Annotated in this window: 10 protein-coding genes; 4 read left to right on the top strand and 6 right to left on the bottom strand. The window is 67.4% G+C overall.

Annotated features, from left to right (window positions below):
• Positions 1-32: 32 nt before the first annotated feature.
• Together CFB81_RS30410 and CFB81_RS30415 are read right to left on the bottom strand one after the other, a co-directional pair.
• Positions 33-1412 carry a sigma-54 dependent transcriptional regulator gene (locus tag CFB81_RS30410; RefSeq protein ID WP_089437635.1) on the bottom strand — a complete coding sequence of 460 codons (1380 nt, stop codon included), beginning with the start codon at positions 1410-1412 and terminating at the stop codon, positions 33-35.
• Positions 1394-2893 (bottom strand): PAS domain-containing sensor histidine kinase, encoded by a 1500-nt coding sequence (locus CFB81_RS30415; RefSeq protein WP_306427161.1) that lies wholly within the window; start codon positions 2891-2893, stop codon positions 1394-1396. Before CFB81_RS30415 ends, CFB81_RS30410 begins: the two co-directional genes overlap by 19 nt.
• Positions 2894-3618: 725 nt before the next feature.
• Here CFB81_RS30415 and CFB81_RS30420 point away from each other — a divergent pair.
• Entirely contained in the window at positions 3619-4296 is a 678-nt protein-coding gene (locus tag CFB81_RS30420) for a heavy metal response regulator transcription factor (protein ID WP_089437637.1), read from the top strand.
• On the top strand, positions 4293-5753 hold the full coding sequence (locus CFB81_RS30425) for a heavy metal sensor histidine kinase (protein ID WP_089437638.1): 1461 nt from the start codon (positions 4293-4295) through the stop codon (positions 5751-5753). Before CFB81_RS30420 ends, CFB81_RS30425 begins: the two co-directional genes overlap by 4 nt.
• Before the next feature lie 234 nt (positions 5754-5987).
• On the opposite strand, the gene asnB is transcribed toward CFB81_RS30425, so the two are convergent.
• From asnB to CFB81_RS30445, 4 genes are all read right to left on the bottom strand, one after another.
• Positions 5988-7808 (bottom strand): asparagine synthase (glutamine-hydrolyzing), encoded by a 1821-nt coding sequence (gene asnB / locus CFB81_RS30430; protein WP_089437639.1) that lies wholly within the window; start codon positions 7806-7808, stop codon positions 5988-5990.
• Between the two features lie 496 nt (positions 7809-8304).
• Complete coding sequence (locus tag CFB81_RS30435) at positions 8305-9846, bottom strand: efflux transporter outer membrane subunit (protein ID WP_089437640.1); 1542 nt, start codon at positions 9844-9846, stop codon at positions 8305-8307.
• A 31-nt stretch (positions 9847-9877) separates the two neighbouring features.
• Positions 9878-11305, bottom strand: a complete 1428-nt coding sequence (locus tag CFB81_RS30440) for an efflux RND transporter periplasmic adaptor subunit (RefSeq protein WP_089437641.1) — start codon at positions 11303-11305, stop codon at positions 9878-9880.
• A 52-nt stretch (positions 11306-11357) separates the two neighbouring features.
• Positions 11358-14597, bottom strand: coding sequence for an efflux RND transporter permease subunit (locus tag CFB81_RS30445; protein WP_089437642.1), 3240 nt, complete (start codon positions 14595-14597; stop codon positions 11358-11360).
• A 267-nt stretch (positions 14598-14864) separates the two neighbouring features.
• On the opposite strand from CFB81_RS30445, the gene CFB81_RS30450 reads away from it, so the two are divergent.
• Positions 14865-15362, top strand: a complete 498-nt coding sequence (locus CFB81_RS30450; RefSeq protein ID WP_089437643.1) for an MEKHLA domain-containing protein — start codon at positions 14865-14867, stop codon at positions 15360-15362.
• 127 nt (positions 15363-15489) lie between these two features.
• A complete protein-coding gene (locus CFB81_RS30455; RefSeq protein WP_069616623.1) occupies positions 15490-15804 on the top strand; it encodes a DUF4148 domain-containing protein in 315 nt (104 codons plus the stop codon).
• The last annotated feature ends 48 nt before the right edge of the window (positions 15805-15852 follow it).

Here is a 15852-nt window from a genome sequence, read left to right on the forward strand (position 1 = left end):
GCGCCCGCACACGTGTGTCCGGCAATCCGGCGCTAGCCGATGTCGAGGTTCGCCATGCGCGTGTACAGGGACTGGCGGCTGATACCGAGCCGCTTCGCCGCTTCCGCGCGATTGTCGCCGGTGAGTGCCAGCGTGCGCAGGATCATCTCGCGCTCGACGGCGGCGAGGGCTTCCGACAGCGGACGATTGAGCATCGCGACCGGCAGCAGCGCGTCGCGCGACGGAACACCCGGTTCGTCGAGGAACGCGAGATCGCATCCAGTGACGACGGCGCCGGGCGCGAGCGCATTCACGCGTGCGATCGCGTTGCGCAGTTCGCGTACGTTGCCCGGCCACGCATACGCGATCAGGCGGCGCTCCGCCTGCACGGACAGCCGCTTCGTCGTAGTCGTGCTCGACGTCGTGTCGAGAAAATGGACGGCGAGCGGCAGGATATCGTCCAGCCGTTCGCGCAGCGGCGGCAGATGAATGGGGATGACGTTGAGTCGGTAAAGCAGGTCTTCGCGAAACGTTCCGTTCGCGACCATGGTCCGCAGGTCCCGGTGGGTTGCTGCAATCACGCGGACGTTCACCGAAACGGACCGGTTGACGCCGAGCGGGGTGACTTGTTGTTCCTGCAGCACGCGCAGCAGCTTGGCCTGCATGCAGGTCGCCATGTCGCCGACTTCATCCAGAAAAAGCGTGCCGCCATCGGCTTCGACGATCCGGCCCGTCCGTGCGACCGTGGCGCCCGTGAAAGCGCCTTTGCAATGGCCGAAGAGCTCGCTTTCGAGAAGCTCATGGGGAATCGCCGCGCAATTGACGGCAACGAACGGGCGAGCGCGACGCGACGACTCGACGTGGAGCACCCTGGCCGCGATTTCCTTGCCGGTTCCCGTTTCCCCGGTGATGAGAACGGTCGCGTCCGACGCTGCCGCGCGGCCGATACATTTTTGTACTTCGCGCATCGCCGCGCTGATGCCGAGCAAGCGCGGTTCCGTACCGACAGGCTCGTCGAATGCATCGACGTTCGCAGGCATACGGGTAACGGCGTCGGACGGAGAATGGGCCGCGAAGATGCGCTCGAGCAGGCGCGCGATATCGTCGCGGCCGACCGGCTTCGCCAGGTGGTCGAACGCGCCCAAGCGCATGGCGGCGATCGTGTTGCCGCTACGGGCATAGGCGGTCAGTACCACGACGGGTACCGTCGCGAGGCGATCGACGTGCCGCAGCTTCTCGAGTACGGCTATTCCGTCCATGTCGGGCAGCCGGATGTCGAGAAAGATGCAGGCGGGTTGCAGACCTCGCTCGATGCGTGCGAGCGCATGCTTGCCCGTGCCGGCGCATAGGGTTTCGTGACCGAGATCGGTCAGCGTTTCAGACAATCCTTCGCAGAAGGCATCGTCGTCGTCGATCAGCAGGATGGTTGCCATGGGATATCGAGGACAAAGCAGGCAGTAGGGGTGGCGGCGTGATAGGCGTTGCCGCCGTGCGACGCTGCGATCTCTCGAACCAGGGTGAGACCCAGCCCGCAGCCGCCGGGCCGCGCACTGACGAAGGGTTCGAAGATGCGCGCGCGCTCGGCTTCGGCCACGCCGGGGCCGTCGTCGGCGACTTCGAGTACGAAGCGCACGCCACATGGCGAAGCGCGACGGCTGGCCTCGATGTGAACCGTGCCGCCCGGGCGAACGTGCGCCAGCGAATTGACGATCAGATTGTCGAGGGCACGACGCATCTGGGCGGGGTCGAAAACGGGGCGATCGGTCATTTCCCCGGCGGATGCCGTCGGCATATTGCAGGCCACCGTCAACGCGACGTCCTTGCTGCGCGCGAACTCATCGTGTGTCTGCACGCTTTCCGGAAGCCATGTGGCCGGATCGACCGGCTCGACGCGCGGCGTAACGGGCTGGGTGAGCGCCAGGAGCCTCGACACCTGGATTTCGATGCGCTCGATCTGGCCGAGTATCGAGCGCAGTGCCGATTGCTGCCGGGAGGCATCACCGGCCAGCGCGTTCTCGGCTTTCAATCGCATCGCGCCGGCCGGATTGCGGATTTCATGCGCAACCTCGGCGGCCAGTGTGCCGAGCAGCGCGACACGATGCGCGTGAGCGAGGCGTGTTTCCAGTTCGCTCGCCCGTTCGCGCGCATCGCGGGTACGCGCAATCCAGCGGTTGAATGCATGCGCGATTCGATCGAGTTCCGGTTCGCCCGGGCAGGAGATGCTTCCGGTCCAATCGGCGTCGTCGTTCGAGAGCGCGGTGTCGAGCCGTACCAGTTTGTCGCGCCATGCGCACAGTGCGAATGCGAGATACAGGGAAACGGCGAACAGAACCGCCAGCGCGCCGGCGAACGTCGCTACGATGGCGTTGCCCTGACGGACCCACATCGATTGCGCGCGCACGAGGGTCCACGCATAGAGCCCGGTATGTCCGTTCACGGGGCACGCGATCGCGATAACCGCCTCGCGGTGTCGTCCGACTATCTCGGCGGCGGGACGAACGGCGCTGGAAGCGGCGGAGAGCGCACTCAGGATCAGCGGCGTTTCCGCTTCCGGAATGTCGCGCTTGATGCCGCTGCCCGGGTAAGAAGGAAACGCATAAGCGAGGAATCCACCGCCATGCCCGGGCGCACTCGCAGGCGGCGTGGAGCGCGGCGCGCCAGCCCGCCAGAACCCTCCCTCGATACCCGCGGATGCGGCAAGGGCCGTGTTGAGTACGTCGCGCAACAGTTCAACGTTCGGCTCCGTCGCGTGCGGTAACGACAGCGTGTAGTGGGAAGCAATCGCCTCGCACGCGTCGCTCGCGCGCTGCCTGGCGGATGCGATCCGGTGGCCCTCGGTGCAACTGGCCATTAACCAGACGATTGCGACCAGCGATGCGCACAACGCCGCGGCAAGTGCCCTGAGTAGCGACAATTGCGTTGAAAACCTCGGTCTGACTAGCGGCATGGTCTTGCGTTAAAGGGTGCTACGTCTGTTCTCATGGAAATGGTCTGCGCAGTGCAGGGCAATCGCATTCGCATCCGTGTCGACGTCCGGTCGAGAATAATGGGGTGGCCGCGGGGACGATGTGACGGGCCATTCGTATGTGAAGCATGCGATGTATGCGGTACGCATGCACTCGCATCGCTCGTTCGGTGGGTTTTGTCAGACAAGACGGCGATGGAATCCCGCCCACTCCAACCGTCCGACAAGCGCGCCGATTTCGGTCACGCTCGAAGCATTTGGGCAGCCGGTGGGTGCAATAACTAGAAGGTGGAGGCGCGGAAGCACCCATATGGGCGCCGGGGAGACGAGCGTATCGTTTCACTCCCGTTTTAAGTACATAATGAAATTCATGTGTCAGACACGGTTCGTGTTCATATCTGGAAGTGATCCTTATTATCTGAATGGTACAGAAACGTTTTATTTTCGTCTTGTGCGCAATCGTTTGCGGACTGTGCGTCGTCAATAAAAGCAATGTGGCGCCCGATCGGGCTGACGGCACGGGAACCCGCCGCCTGGCACCGTGACCGCACGCCAGGCTGACCGTCTGATTACCGTTTTGTCATCTACGCCGTTCGCGCCTGCACGGAGCGAAGCCGTGTCGCCGTTTCCGGGTAACATCGCCGGATGTCCCCACGAAAGCGACGGAGCCGGCCATGCGCATCCTGATAGTCGAAGACGAACCGAAGACGGGCGCGTACCTGAAGAAGGGGCTCGAGGAATCGGGCTTCAGCGTCGATCTGGCGAAGGACGGCGCCGAAGGGCTGATGCTCGCGCAGGAAGAGCGTTACGACGTGATCGTGCTCGACGTGATGCTGCCCGTGCTCGACGGCTGGGGCGTGCTGAAGCGGCTGCGCGAAACACACACGACGCCGGTGCTGTTCCTGACCGCACGCGACGACGTGCAGGACCGCGTGCACGGCCTCGAACTCGGCGCCGACGACTACCTCGTGAAGCCGTTCGCGTTCGTCGAACTGCTCGCCCGCATCCGCACGCTCGCCCGTCGCGGGCCGCCGCGCGAGACCGAACATCTGGCGGTCGGCGATCTGGAAATCGACGTGGTGCGCCGCCGCGTGAAGCGCGGCGCGACGCGAATCGACCTGACGCCGCGCGAATTCTCGCTGCTGCAGCTGCTTGCGCGCCGGCAGGGCGAGGTGCTGAGCCGCACGCAGATCGCGTCGTACGTGTGGGACATGAATTTCGACAGCGACACGAACGTCGTCGAGGTCGCGATCCGGCGTCTGCGCGCGAAGATCGACGACGCGTTCCCGGTCAAGCTGATCCATACCGTGCGCGGCGTCGGCTACGTGCTCGAACCGAAGGACGACGCATGACGTGCCCGCGCTCGCTTGCGGCGACGCTCGCGCTCGCGTTCGCCGCCACCACGCTCGCCGCGTTCGCGCTCGTCGGCGCGTACGTGTATGCGGGCCTCGAGCGGCAGGTCAACACACAGGACGATCTCGACATCGTGCTGGCCGCGCGTCACACGCGCCGGCTCGCGGGCGAGCTCGAGTCGCTCGATGCGGTCCGCGCGCACGCGGAGCGGCTCACGAGCCAGGTGCTGGGCAACGAGGCGCTGTCGATGGTCGTCGTGGATGCGCAGGGCGACGTGCTCGCGCGCCACAACGTCCGGCTCGCCGCGCTCGACGACCCGCCTGCGGCCGCATCCGTTCCGCTGGCGGACGCGCAGCTGTTCGCGCCGCACGCGGCGCCGGTTCCCGCGAACGACCGGATCACGGCCGACCGGCTCGTCACGTGGACCACTGGCGGCGGCACGCCGATGCGCGGCGTCTTGATCGAGGCCGCGCTCGGCGACCGCACGCCGATCCGCATCGCGATCGCGCGCAACATGCGCGACCGCGCCGATCTGCTCGAAGGCTATCGCGACCGGCTCAAACTCGCCGGCGCCCTCGGCGCGCTGTTCGCGCTACTGCTCGGCTACGGGCTGATTCGCAAGGCGCTCGCGCCGCTGCGCGAGATCGTCGACGACACCGGCCGGATCACGGTCGACAAGCTCGACACGCGGCTCGATGCGTCGCGCGCGCCGCCCGAGCTGCGCGCGCTCGTCGATGCGCAGAACGCGATGCTCGGCCGCCTGCAGCAGGCGTTCGCGCATCTGTCGCAATTCAGCGCCGATCTCGCGCACGACTTGCGCACGCCGCTGAACAACATGCGCGGCGCCACCGAAGTCGCGCTCGCGCGGCCGCGTTCGGTCGACGAGTACCAGACGCTGCTCGAATCGAATCTCGAGGAATACGACCGTCTCGCGCGGATGATCGAGAACGTGCTGTTTCTCGCGCGAGCCGAGCATCCGAGCTTCGTCACACGGCAGCGCGCGTTCGACGTGCGTGAAGAACTGGAGCGCATCGCCGAGTATTTCGAGGGGCTCGCCGACGAAGCGGGCTCGTCGTTGCGCGTCGACGGGCACGGGCAGCTGACCGCCGACGTCGAGCTGTTTCGTCGCGCGGTCGGCAACCTGCTCGCGAACGCGCTGCGTTACACGCCTGCCGGCGGTGTCATCACGCTGCGTGTCGACGAAACGCCGGACGCGGTGCGCGTCGTCGTCGCGAATCCGGGCGAGCCGATCGATCCCGCGCTGCTGCCGCGGATCTTCGACCGCTTCGTGCGCGGCGACCCCGCGCGCAGCGGCGGTGTGCCGGGCGGTACGGCCGGGCTCGGCCTCGCGATCGTGCGCTCGGTGATGGAGCTGCACGGCGGCACCGCGCAGGTCGAAAGCGACGCGCGCGGCACGCGGTTCGTGCTCACGTTCAACCGGCCGCCGGCTGCGTGACGGCGGGTCGGGGCCGTGCGGCCGCCGCGGGTTCCGTCGCGCCAGTGTTCGACTCCGCGCCTGCGCTTGCGCTCGCCTGCCAGCCGCCGCCCAGCGTCTTCAACAATCCGACCAGGCTGGGATGGCGGGCGCGTAGAACGCCACTTCGAAGCCTAGCGGTTCGCAAGCGCTGGTCCGGTTCGACTCAAAGATCGAGATGCCCCGTCTCGGGCGCCACGCGAAACAACGCTCGCCTCATGGCATGCTCACGCCGTGAACCCGCGACCAGTGAGCCAACGAGCACGCCCGAAACATGACGGCGCGCTCTTGCTCATTCAGCGGCAATGGATCGGCGCAGCGGCGCTGCAGCCGGCGTACGTCGAGCAAGCCGGCGATGCGGTCGGCGTCCGTAGCCAGTATTTCGCGGGTGTGGTGGCGCAATGACTCGCCGTTGCCTTGATCCTTGGGTAAGGCCGACTTCCTGCGCAGGCGCACGGCTTCCGGCAACGCACCGCGCGACGCTTCACGCAACATGGCCTTTTCCACGCCGTCACGTAGCGCCAGCTCGGCCGGAATGGTGGCAGCCAGGTCCAAAACTTCGGTATCGCTGAAGGGGACGCGCGCTTCCAGTCCATGTGCCATGCCATGGATATCGCCGTTATGCAACAGCCGCTGCAACCAACGATGGCGCACCAGCCATTGCGTGGCGCGCAAACGTGACGCGGGCGTATGCCAATCGTGTCCGGCCGCGATCGCCAGTTGGCGATAGGCCTCGCCGTAGTGTTGCAACGGTCGCTCCAGCAGGCCGGGCCGTAGATAGGGATCGCCGGTCAAGCGTTGCAGGATATGGGTCGGGTCACGGGTGGCGTGCGGGTCGAGCAGAAAGTGATAACCGTAGTGCGTTTCATCGGCGGCATCGCCCACCAATACCGCCTTGAGGCGCGTGCTGGCGGCTCGCGCCAGGTAATGTTGCGCCAGCTCCTGTTCCCATGCGGGCAGTGCATCGTTTTGGGTGGCCAATTGCAGCAGATCCTGGGCCAGCGCGGAGCGCGTCGGTGCGACGTCTTCGCGTGGCAGGCCCAATTCATTTGCGGCCTGTTCGGCGAAAGGCTGATCATCGGAAGCCACGATCAGCGAACGCGCGTAGTCGTAGCGATCGTGATCTTCAAAGCGAATGGTGAAGCACGGCGGTGTCGTACCTGCTGCTCGCGCCAGGCCGCCTATCAGCGTGGAGTCGAGGCCACCGCTGAGAAACAGGCCGACCGGTGTATCGGCGATCGAGCTGCGCTGGACGGCCGCGGCCAGCCGCTCGCGCAGCGCGGGAGCGATATCGTCGGCCCTGGCAGCCGGATTTTCGGCAATCTCCGGCGCCCAGCGCGATAGCTGCAAGCCATCGCGATCCAGGCGCAGCAGATGCCCGGGCGGCAGGTACGCCATGCCTTCGAACATGGGTTGGGCCACGCCGCTGAAGAACGGCGCCACCAGGTATTCCAGCACGGCGTCGGTATTCGCACGCGGCGCGTGCATCGCAGGCAGCAGTCCTTTGGCCTCCGAGGCAAACAGGAATTCCGCCCCCTGTTGCAGGTAAACGAACGGCTTGACGCCCAGCCGGTCGCGCGCGGCAAAGGCTCGCTGACGACGGGTGTCCCACACCAGGAACGCGAACATGCCGTTGAAGCGCCGAAGACACGCTTCGCCCCAAACCGCATACGCGGCGAGCACCACCTCGGTATCGGTGTTCGTGTGGAACGACCAGCGCGCGCTCAGTTCGCGGCGAAGCTCCGCATAGTTGTAGACCTCACCGTTGTAGACCAGCACGTAACGATGGTCGGCACTGCGCATCGGCTGCGCGCCATGCTCGGCGTCGAGTAGCGCCAAACGGTCGTGAGCAAGCAAGGCGTGTTGGTCATGCCATAAGCCCCGGCCGTCTGGCCCACGATGCCGCTGTCGCTCGCGCATGGCGAGCACCCGCTCGACCTGTGCGGGCGCCTGGCCGTCATAGCGAATCAGCCCAGCCAAGCCGCACATCAGACGGTCGCGCCCAGTTGAACGGGGGCGAGCAACAGCGTGGTCCATAGCTGTTGCCGTTCGAAGGTGCTGCTAACAGTCACCGCAGATACGGCTAATGGGAGCACTCGTGGTAGTGCCGTCAGCAAAGGCTGAGAGCGACGTTCTTTTCGTGTCTGCACGCGTTGCGCTCATGTAAAAAATGGGGGAAGTATGCGCGAAGATTGTGCTAATGCGCTTTCAAGAGCTTGCAATTTCAGATTTGGCTCATGAGCGGCGTAATGAGGCAAACAACTCGTGACAAGAGCATAGCGTGCACGTAACGGATGATCAACAAATTGGGTGCGCGCACAACAATATAACGATCATCCGAAGCCCGATGGGGGCGACGCTAGTGCTTGTTTTACAGGGTGTTGGAGGCTGTCCACATTGAGCCTTGGCGCACGCCCAGGCCGCGCTTCAACACCATCGTTTGAGGCCTACGCCGAGGCGGAAAGACAGCATCGTAAGTGCGGCGCGAAAAGATTTTTGCGGGCATGGCGCGCGGCAAGCGTTCCTTGCAGGTTCAACCGGCCGGCGGCACCGTGACGGCGGGTTCGGGCCGCACGGCCGCCGCGTGTTCCTTCGCGTGGGTGTTCGATTCCGCGCCTGATACTGCGCTCGCGCTCGCCTGCCACCCGCCACCCAGCGCCTTCAGCAACCCGACTTCGGCCTCGACCCGCCGCGCGTCGATCTGATCGGCCGTGCGCCGGTTCGTCAGCGCGATCGTCTGCGCGGTCACCACGTCCAGATAGCTGACGGCGCCCGCGTTGAAGCGATTCGTCGTCAGTCGCAGCGACAGGTCGGCCGCGTCGGTCGCGCGTTGCTGGCTGCCGGCTTCGGACGCGAGCGCATCGATCGCGGACAACTGATCCTCCACCTGCTGGAACGCGACGAGCACGGTTTGCCGGTAATCGGCGACCGCGCCGTCGTATTGCGCATGCGCGCCCCGCAGCGACGCGCTGCGGCGGCCGCCGTCGAACAGCGTGCCGGCGAGTTGCGGGCCGAGCGACCAGAACAGGCTCGGCGCCGCGAGCCACGGCGCGAAGAACGAACTCTCGAGGCCGGCGCTCGCCGACAGCACGAGATCAGGGAAGAACGCGGCGCGCGCCTCGCCGATCTGCGCGTTCGCGGCCGCGACGCGACGCTCGGCCGCCGCGATGTCGGGCCGCCGCTCCAGCAATTGCGACGGCACGCCGGCCGGAATGGCCGGCACGTGGAACGCCTGCACGCGCGGCGGCAGTGCGAACGTCGATGCACTCTCGCCGACGAGCGTCGCGATCGCGTGCTGCAACTGCGCACGCGACGCATCGATGTCGGTGTCCTGCGTGCGCGTCGATTCGAGCTGCGTGTCGGCTTGCGCAACCGCCGACGCGTCGATCGCACCGGCCGCGAGCTGCTGCTTGAGCAGCGTCAGCGCGTCCGCGTACGCGCGCACCGTGTCGTCGAGCAACTGCTTCTGCGTGTCGAGCGAGCGCAGCGCGAAATAGTCGGTTGCGAGTTCGGCCGTGACCGACAGCTTCACGGCCTGCAGGTCGGCCGCGCTCGCGGCGGCATTCGCCTGCGCGCCGGTCACCGCGTCGCGCACGCGGCCGAACACGTCCGGTTCCCAGCTCGCGGCCACGCCGGCCTGGTAGTCGGGCGTCGTTTTGCCGGCGAGCGACGAACCGAGCCGGTTCTGCGACACGCGCGAGCGGCTTTGTGCGACGCCCGCGGTGATCGTCGGCAGGAACCCGGCGTGCTGATAGTCGACCATCGCGCGCGCTTGCTGCAGATCGGCGACGGCTTTCTTCACAGTCTGGTTCGATACGTCGACGCGCGCTTCGAGCGCGTTCAGATCGGCGTCGCCGAACACGGTCCACCACGCGCCGCGCGCGGCGGCGTCGGCCGGCATTGCGGCGCGCCAGCCGGCCTGCGCCGCCGGTGCGGCCGGCGCGCCCGCGTAGTGCGCGGGCACCGCGACGGCAGGGGGCGAATAGGGAGGCAGCGTCGAGCAGGCGGTCAGTGCGGCGACGGCGCCGAGCGCGACGATGCGGCGAGCGAACGGGAGCGGATGAAGAAGGCGCATGGCAGGCATCTCGTGGGTGGTCGTCGATGGGTTAGCCGCGGGTGGGCGCCGGAGCGGGTGTTGACTCGGATGGTGCGACGCCGGCTGTGCGCAATTGCGGCACGTCGCGCGCACCGGCCGCGGACGCCGGTTGCGCGGCCTGCGCGGACGAAGCGGACGAAGCAGACGAAGCGGACGAAGCAGACGAAGCAGCAACCGGCGCCGCATCGTGCGAGGTCGCCACGATCTTCACCGCTTCCCCGGCCGTGATCGCATCGCCCGGGTTATCGATCACGCGATCGGTCGCCGCGAGCCCCGCGACGATCTCCACGCGCGTGCCGAAATCGCGCCCGATCTGCACGGTCTTCAGTGCGGTGCGTCCGTTCGCGCCGACGGTGGCGACCGTCACGCCGTTCGGACGGAACAGCAGCGCACTGACCGGCAGGTCGAGCGCCGGCGCCGCGCTCGGCAACACGAGATGCGCCTGCGCATATGCACCGGGCATCAGCGTGCCGTCGCGATTGTCGACGTCGATCTCGACGCGCAGCGTGCGCGTGACAGGATCGATCGCGCCCGCGCTGCGCGCGACACGCGCGGCAACGCGCCGCCCCGGATACTGCGGCGTCGTCAGGTAGACCGGCGTGCCGGTCGATACGCCGGTCGCGCTGTCCTGCGGCACGTCGACGAACACGCGCAGCGTGTCCGTCTGTTCGAGATGGAACAGTTCGCCCGACAGGCCCGGGCTGCCCGGCGTGCCGCCCGCGGTGACCAGCGTGCCGACGTCGACGTTGCGTGCGGTGATCACGCCGTCGAACGGCGCGGTGACGGACTCGTACGACACGAGCTCGGCGAGATGCGCGACGTTCGCCTGCGCGGACGCGAGCATCGCGCGTTTCGCGTTCATGTCCGCGACCTTCGTGTCGGTGTCCTGCTGCGACACCGACTGCGTTTTCAGCATGTCCTGCCAGCGCTGCGCGGTCGATTTCGCATAATCGTAGTTCGCCTGCGCGCTCGCCTCGTCGGCGCGCGCCTGGCGCAACTGCGCGTCGAGATCGGGCGCCGAAATCTGCGCGAGCGTCTGGCCGGCCTTCACGTGCGTGCCGAGATCGACGCTCCAGTGCGCGATATAGCCGCTCGTGCGCGCATAGATCGATGCGTCCGCATAGGGCGCGACCGAGCCGGGCAACGTCAGCGTCTGGTCGGCCGGCGCCGTTCCGGGCACGACGACGGATACCGGCAGCGCCTGCTGCACGGCCACCTGCGCGCGCTGTGCGGCGCGTGCATCGATACGCGGCACGATGCCGAGCGCGAGCAGCGCGGCGGCGAGCGCGGCGGCCGCGAGCGGCACGGCCAGCTTGCGGCCGCGGCGGGCCGGCGGGGTGTCGGGGGCGCCGCCGCGGGCGGCGGGCGGTACGGCTGCGGCCGCGGTGGCCGCTTCGGCGGCGGGCGGCGGGGCGACGGGTTCGATCGAGTCGTTCATGATGGGTCCGGGTCGGGCGAATCGAAGGATGAGAAAGGGCGGGCGTCCGCGCTCAACGCAGCGCCGGCGTATCGGGTGCGTGCTGAGCGCGCCGGGTGGCCGCGGCGTCGCGACGCCGCGCGAGCCACGCGTGGACGAAGCCGAACAGCACCGGCACGAACAGCAGCGTCGACACCGTGCCGAACGCGAGGCCGCCGATCACCGCGCGGCCGAGCGGCGCGTTCTGCTCGCCGCCGTCGCCGAGGCCGAGCGCCATCGGCAACATGCCGATCAGCATCGCGAGCGCGGTCATCACGACGGGCCGGAAGCGGCTGAAGCCTGCGTCGAGCGCTGCCTGCCACGGCGATGCGCCGGTCGCGAGCAGCTCGCGCGCCGTATTCACGACGAGAATGCTGTTCGCGGTCGCGATGCCGATGCACAGGATCGTGCCGGTCAGCGCGGGCACCGACAGCGTGGTGCGCGTGACGAACAGCATCCACGCGATGCCGGCCAGCGACGCCGGCAGCCCGCCGACGATCACGAGCGGATCGAGCCACGACTGGAAGTTCACGACCATCAGCAGGTAGACCAGCGAGATCGCGAGCGCGAGGCCGCCGAGCAGGCCCGCGAACGACTCGTGCATCGCCTGCACCTGGCCGCGCAGCACGATCGACGAGCCGGGCGGCAGTTGTGCGCGTGCGGCGTCGACGAGCTTCGTCACGTCGGCCGTGACGCCGCCGAGGTCGCGCCCCTGCACCGACGCGAAGATGTCGAGCACCGGCTGCACGTTGTAGTGCGACACCACGGCCTGCTGCGTCGCGCGCGAGAACGTGCCGAGCGAGCCGAGCAGGTTCTGCGCGGGTGCGCCCGCGGCCGGGCCGCCGGCCGGCGTCAGCGGCGAGCGGGCGGTGCCGGCGGGCAGCGGCACGTTCGCGAGCGACTGCAGCGAATTCACCGTGTATTGCGGCGTCTGCACGAGCACCGGGTAGCTGACGCCGTTGCGCGGATCGAGCCAGAAGTTCGGCGTCGTCTGCGAGCTGCCGGACAGCGCGATCAGCAGGTTCTGCGCGACGTCGCGCTGTTCGAGGCCGGCCTGGATCGCCTTCGTGCGATCGACGTTCACGTTGATCGCCGGTTCGTCGCCGGGCTGCTGGATGCGCGCGTCGACGAGCCCGCGCACGCCGCGCAGCTTCGCGAGCAGCGCATTCGCGACCGCACGGTTCTGGTCGAGCTTGTTGCCGACGATCTGGATGTCGATCGGCGCGGGCAGCCCGAAATTGAGGATCTGGCTGACGATGTCGGCCGGCAGGAACGCGAACGTCACGCCGGGGAACGACTGCGCGAGCACGTTGCGCAGCTTCGCGACGTATGCGGCGGTCGACGCGTGATTCGGCTTCAGCGTGACGAGCACGTCGGCGTCCTCGGTGCCGATCGGGTCCGACGAGTCGTACGTGAGGTTGATCCCGCTCACCGGCACGCCGATGTTGTCGAGCACGCCGGCGAGCTGGTTCGCCGGAATCACGCCGCGGATCTTCGCTTCGACTTCGTCGGTGAGCCGCGCGGTTTCCTCGATCCGCGTGCCGGTCGGCGCGCGCAGGTGCAGGCGGATCTCGCCGGTGTCGACCGACGGGAAGAAGTCCTGCCCGGCGAACGCGTAGAGGCCGGTCGATGCGACGCAGGCGAGCAGGAACGCGGCCGCGAAGCGGCGGCGCCGCGCGATCGCCGCCGACAGCAGCGCGCGGTAGCGCAGCCGCACGGCCTCGAAGCGATGCTCGAACGCGGCCTGGAAACGAGCGATGCGCGCGAATACGCCGCGCGGCGGCCGGCCGCTGCCTTTGGCGCGCATCAGCGCCATCGCGAGCGTCGGCACCAGCGTGCGCGAGAAGAAGTACGACGCGATCATCGCGAAGATCACGGCCTCGGCGAGCGGCACGAACAGATAACGCGCGACGCCGGTCAGCAGGAACATCGGCACGAACACGATGCAGATCGACAGCGTCGACACGAAGGTCGGCACCGCGATTTCGCCCGCGCCGGTCAGAATGGCCTCCTCGAGCGGCGCGCCGAGCTCGAGATGATGCGTGATGTTCTCGATCGCGACGGTCGCGTCGTCGACGAGGATCCCGACCGCGAGCGCGAGCCCGCCGAGCGTCATGATGTTGATGGTCTGGCCGAGCGCGGACAGCGCGAGCAGCGACGTGAGCACCGCGAGCGGGATCGTGATCGCGATGATCAGCGTCGCGCGCCAGCTGCCGAGGAACAGCAGGATCATCAGCGCGGTCAGGCACGCGGCGATCAGCGCCTCGCGCACGACGCCCTGGACCGCCGCCTTCACGAACACGGACTGATCGTCGAGCGGTGAAATGTGCAGCGCCTTCGGCAGCCCGGCCGCGATTTTCGGCAGCATCGCCTTCACCTGGTCGATGATCGTCAGCGTCGACGTGCTGCCGGTCTTCTCGACCGTCAGCAGCGCCGCGCGCTTGCCGTCCGCCCGCACGATGTTGGTCTGCGGCGCGTAGCCGTCGCGAACGTGCGCGACGTCGCGCACGTACACGACGTTGCCGCCGATCGTCTTCACCGGCAGGTCGTTCAGCGCGGCGACCGTCTGCGTGCTGCCGTTCATCTGCACGTTGTATTCGTGCGTGCCGATCTTCGCGGTGCCGCCCGGCAGGATCAGATTCTGCGCGTTGATCGCGTTGACGACGTCGATCGGCGCGAGTCCCTTCGCCTGCAGCGCACGCGTATCGAGATCGACGACGATCTGGCGGATCTTGCCGCCGAACGGCAGCGGCACGGCCGCGCCCTGGACGGTCGCGAGCTGCGTGCGGATGAAGCTGTTGCCGAGGTCGTACAACTGCTGCTCGGGGAGCGTGTCGCTCGACAGCCCGAGCTGCAGGATCGGCACGGTCGACGCGTTGTACGTGATGATGTTCGGCGGCAGCGTGCCGGGCGGCAGGATGCGCAGGATCGACGCGGCGTTGCTCGCGGCTTCCGCGATCGCGCGATTGATGTCGGCGCCCGGGTGGAAGAAGATCTTCACGACCGACACGCCGTTCAGCGACTGCGATTCGATGTGCTCGATGTCGTCGACGTCCGACGTGAGCGCGCGTTCGTAGTTCGACGTGATCCGCTTGGCCATGTCCTCGGCGGAGAAGCCGTTGTACGACCAGACGATGCTGACGACCGGAATGTCGATGCTCGGGAAAATGTCCGTCGGCGTGCGCAGCAGCGCGAGCGGCCCCGCGATGAAGATCAGCAGTGCGAGTACGACGAACGTGTAGGGCCTGCGTAACGCCAGCCGGACGATCCACATGATGGTGCTCCTCGAAGCAGGGCTTGGATGCGCATTCGATGCGACGAGCATGCAGTCTGCCGGCGCGGCGTTGACCCGACCCTGACTCGAGGATTACGAAACCGTTATCTGTGCGGGCGCGGTGGCGGCCGCGCGGCGGGCCGCCCAGCGCGATGCGGGCTGGCCGACCCGTCGCCGCCGACGGCGGTGCGCCGCTTCATCCCTATAATGTCCGGCGGCAAATCCTTCGCTCATTCGCGTATCTCGCCGATTTCAGGAGCCAGCCCGATGTCGTTGCGCACCGATGCAAACTTCTTCGTCCTTCTTGCCGATTCGTATCGCCGGTTCGTGAACGGCCCGCTCGTGCCCGACGGCATGTGCGCTTCCGACGGCGCCGCATGGCTGTACGATACGGCGCCGTTCGGCATCCTTGCGCACGACACGTCGGCCGACCCGGTGTTCGTGTACGGCAACCGGCGCGCGCAGGCGATCTTCGAATACGACTGGGATGAACTGACGGCGTTGCCGTCCCGTCTGTCGGCGGAGCCGATGGAGCGACACGAGCGCCAGGTGTTTCTCGACAAGGTGATGCGCGACGGCTTCGTGTCCGAATACCGCGGTGTGCGGGTGACGAAGTCCGGCAAGCGGTTCTGGATCGAGCGCGCGACCGTGTGGCAGCTCATGGACGCAGACGGAATCGTGCACGGCCAGGCCGCGATGATTCCGGAAGTGCGGCCGCTCGACGCGCCCGCGACGGGCGCGAGCGACCAGATAACAAAACCGTAATCGAAGCCTCACCTTCGGGAAAGCGCGCGAATCGCAGAATGCACTCAACTCTTCATCGCATCGATGGGGAGCGGAAGTCCGGCCTGATATGCGGACGCGAACACGCCATCTTTGAGAGGTGAACATCATGAACAACCTGATTCGTGCAGTCCTGCTTTCCTGTGCGCTGAGCGCACCGATCGTCGCATTTGCGCAAACCACCGACCACGCGGTCACACGGGCCGACGTGCGCGCCGATCTCGTCCGCGTCGAAAAGGCCGGTTATCGTCCGGTCGGCAGCGATCCGTACTATCCCGACGACATCCAGGCCGCCGAAGCGAAGGTCGCGGCACAGCAAGCGCAATCGGCCGCCGCACGGCCGAGCGTCGCGGCAAAGACCGCTGCGCCGTCGTTCGCATCGCTCGCGTCGCTCGACGCGCAGCCGTTGTACGAGCATCACTGAATGCGGCGGTCGACCGCCGTCGGCGGCCCGACGGCGGATCGTTCGACG

Source organism: Burkholderia sp. AU28863 (assembly GCF_002223195.1).
Taxonomy (GTDB): Bacteria; Pseudomonadota; Gammaproteobacteria; order Burkholderiales; family Burkholderiaceae; genus Burkholderia; species Burkholderia sola.

Bases quoted from the DNA above. Each gene is read 5' to 3' on its own strand.
- CFB81_RS30440 (WP_089437641.1), bottom strand. From the start codon at position 11,305: ATGAACGACTCGATCGAACCCGTCGCCCCGCCGCCCGCCGCCGAAGCG.
- CFB81_RS30435 (WP_089437640.1), bottom strand. From the start codon at position 9,846: ATGCGCCTTCTTCATCCGCTCCCGTTCGCTCGCCGCATCGTCGCGCTC.
- CFB81_RS30445 (WP_089437642.1), bottom strand. From the start codon at position 14,597: ATGTGGATCGTCCGGCTGGCGTTACGCAGGCCCTACACGTTCGTCGTA.
- CFB81_RS30410 (WP_089437635.1), bottom strand. From the start codon at position 1,412: ATGGCAACCATCCTGCTGATCGACGACGACGATGCCTTCTGCGAAGGA.
- CFB81_RS30420 (WP_089437637.1), top strand. From the start codon at position 3,619: ATGCGCATCCTGATAGTCGAAGACGAACCGAAGACGGGCGCGTACCTG.
- asnB (WP_089437639.1), bottom strand. From the start codon at position 7,808: ATGGACCACGCTGTTGCTCGCCCCCGTTCAACTGGGCGCGACCGTCTG.
- CFB81_RS30455 (WP_069616623.1), top strand. From the start codon at position 15,490: ATGAACAACCTGATTCGTGCAGTCCTGCTTTCCTGTGCGCTGAGCGCA.
- CFB81_RS30450 (WP_089437643.1), top strand. From the start codon at position 14,865: ATGTCGTTGCGCACCGATGCAAACTTCTTCGTCCTTCTTGCCGATTCG.
- CFB81_RS30425 (WP_089437638.1), top strand. From the start codon at position 4,293: ATGACGTGCCCGCGCTCGCTTGCGGCGACGCTCGCGCTCGCGTTCGCC.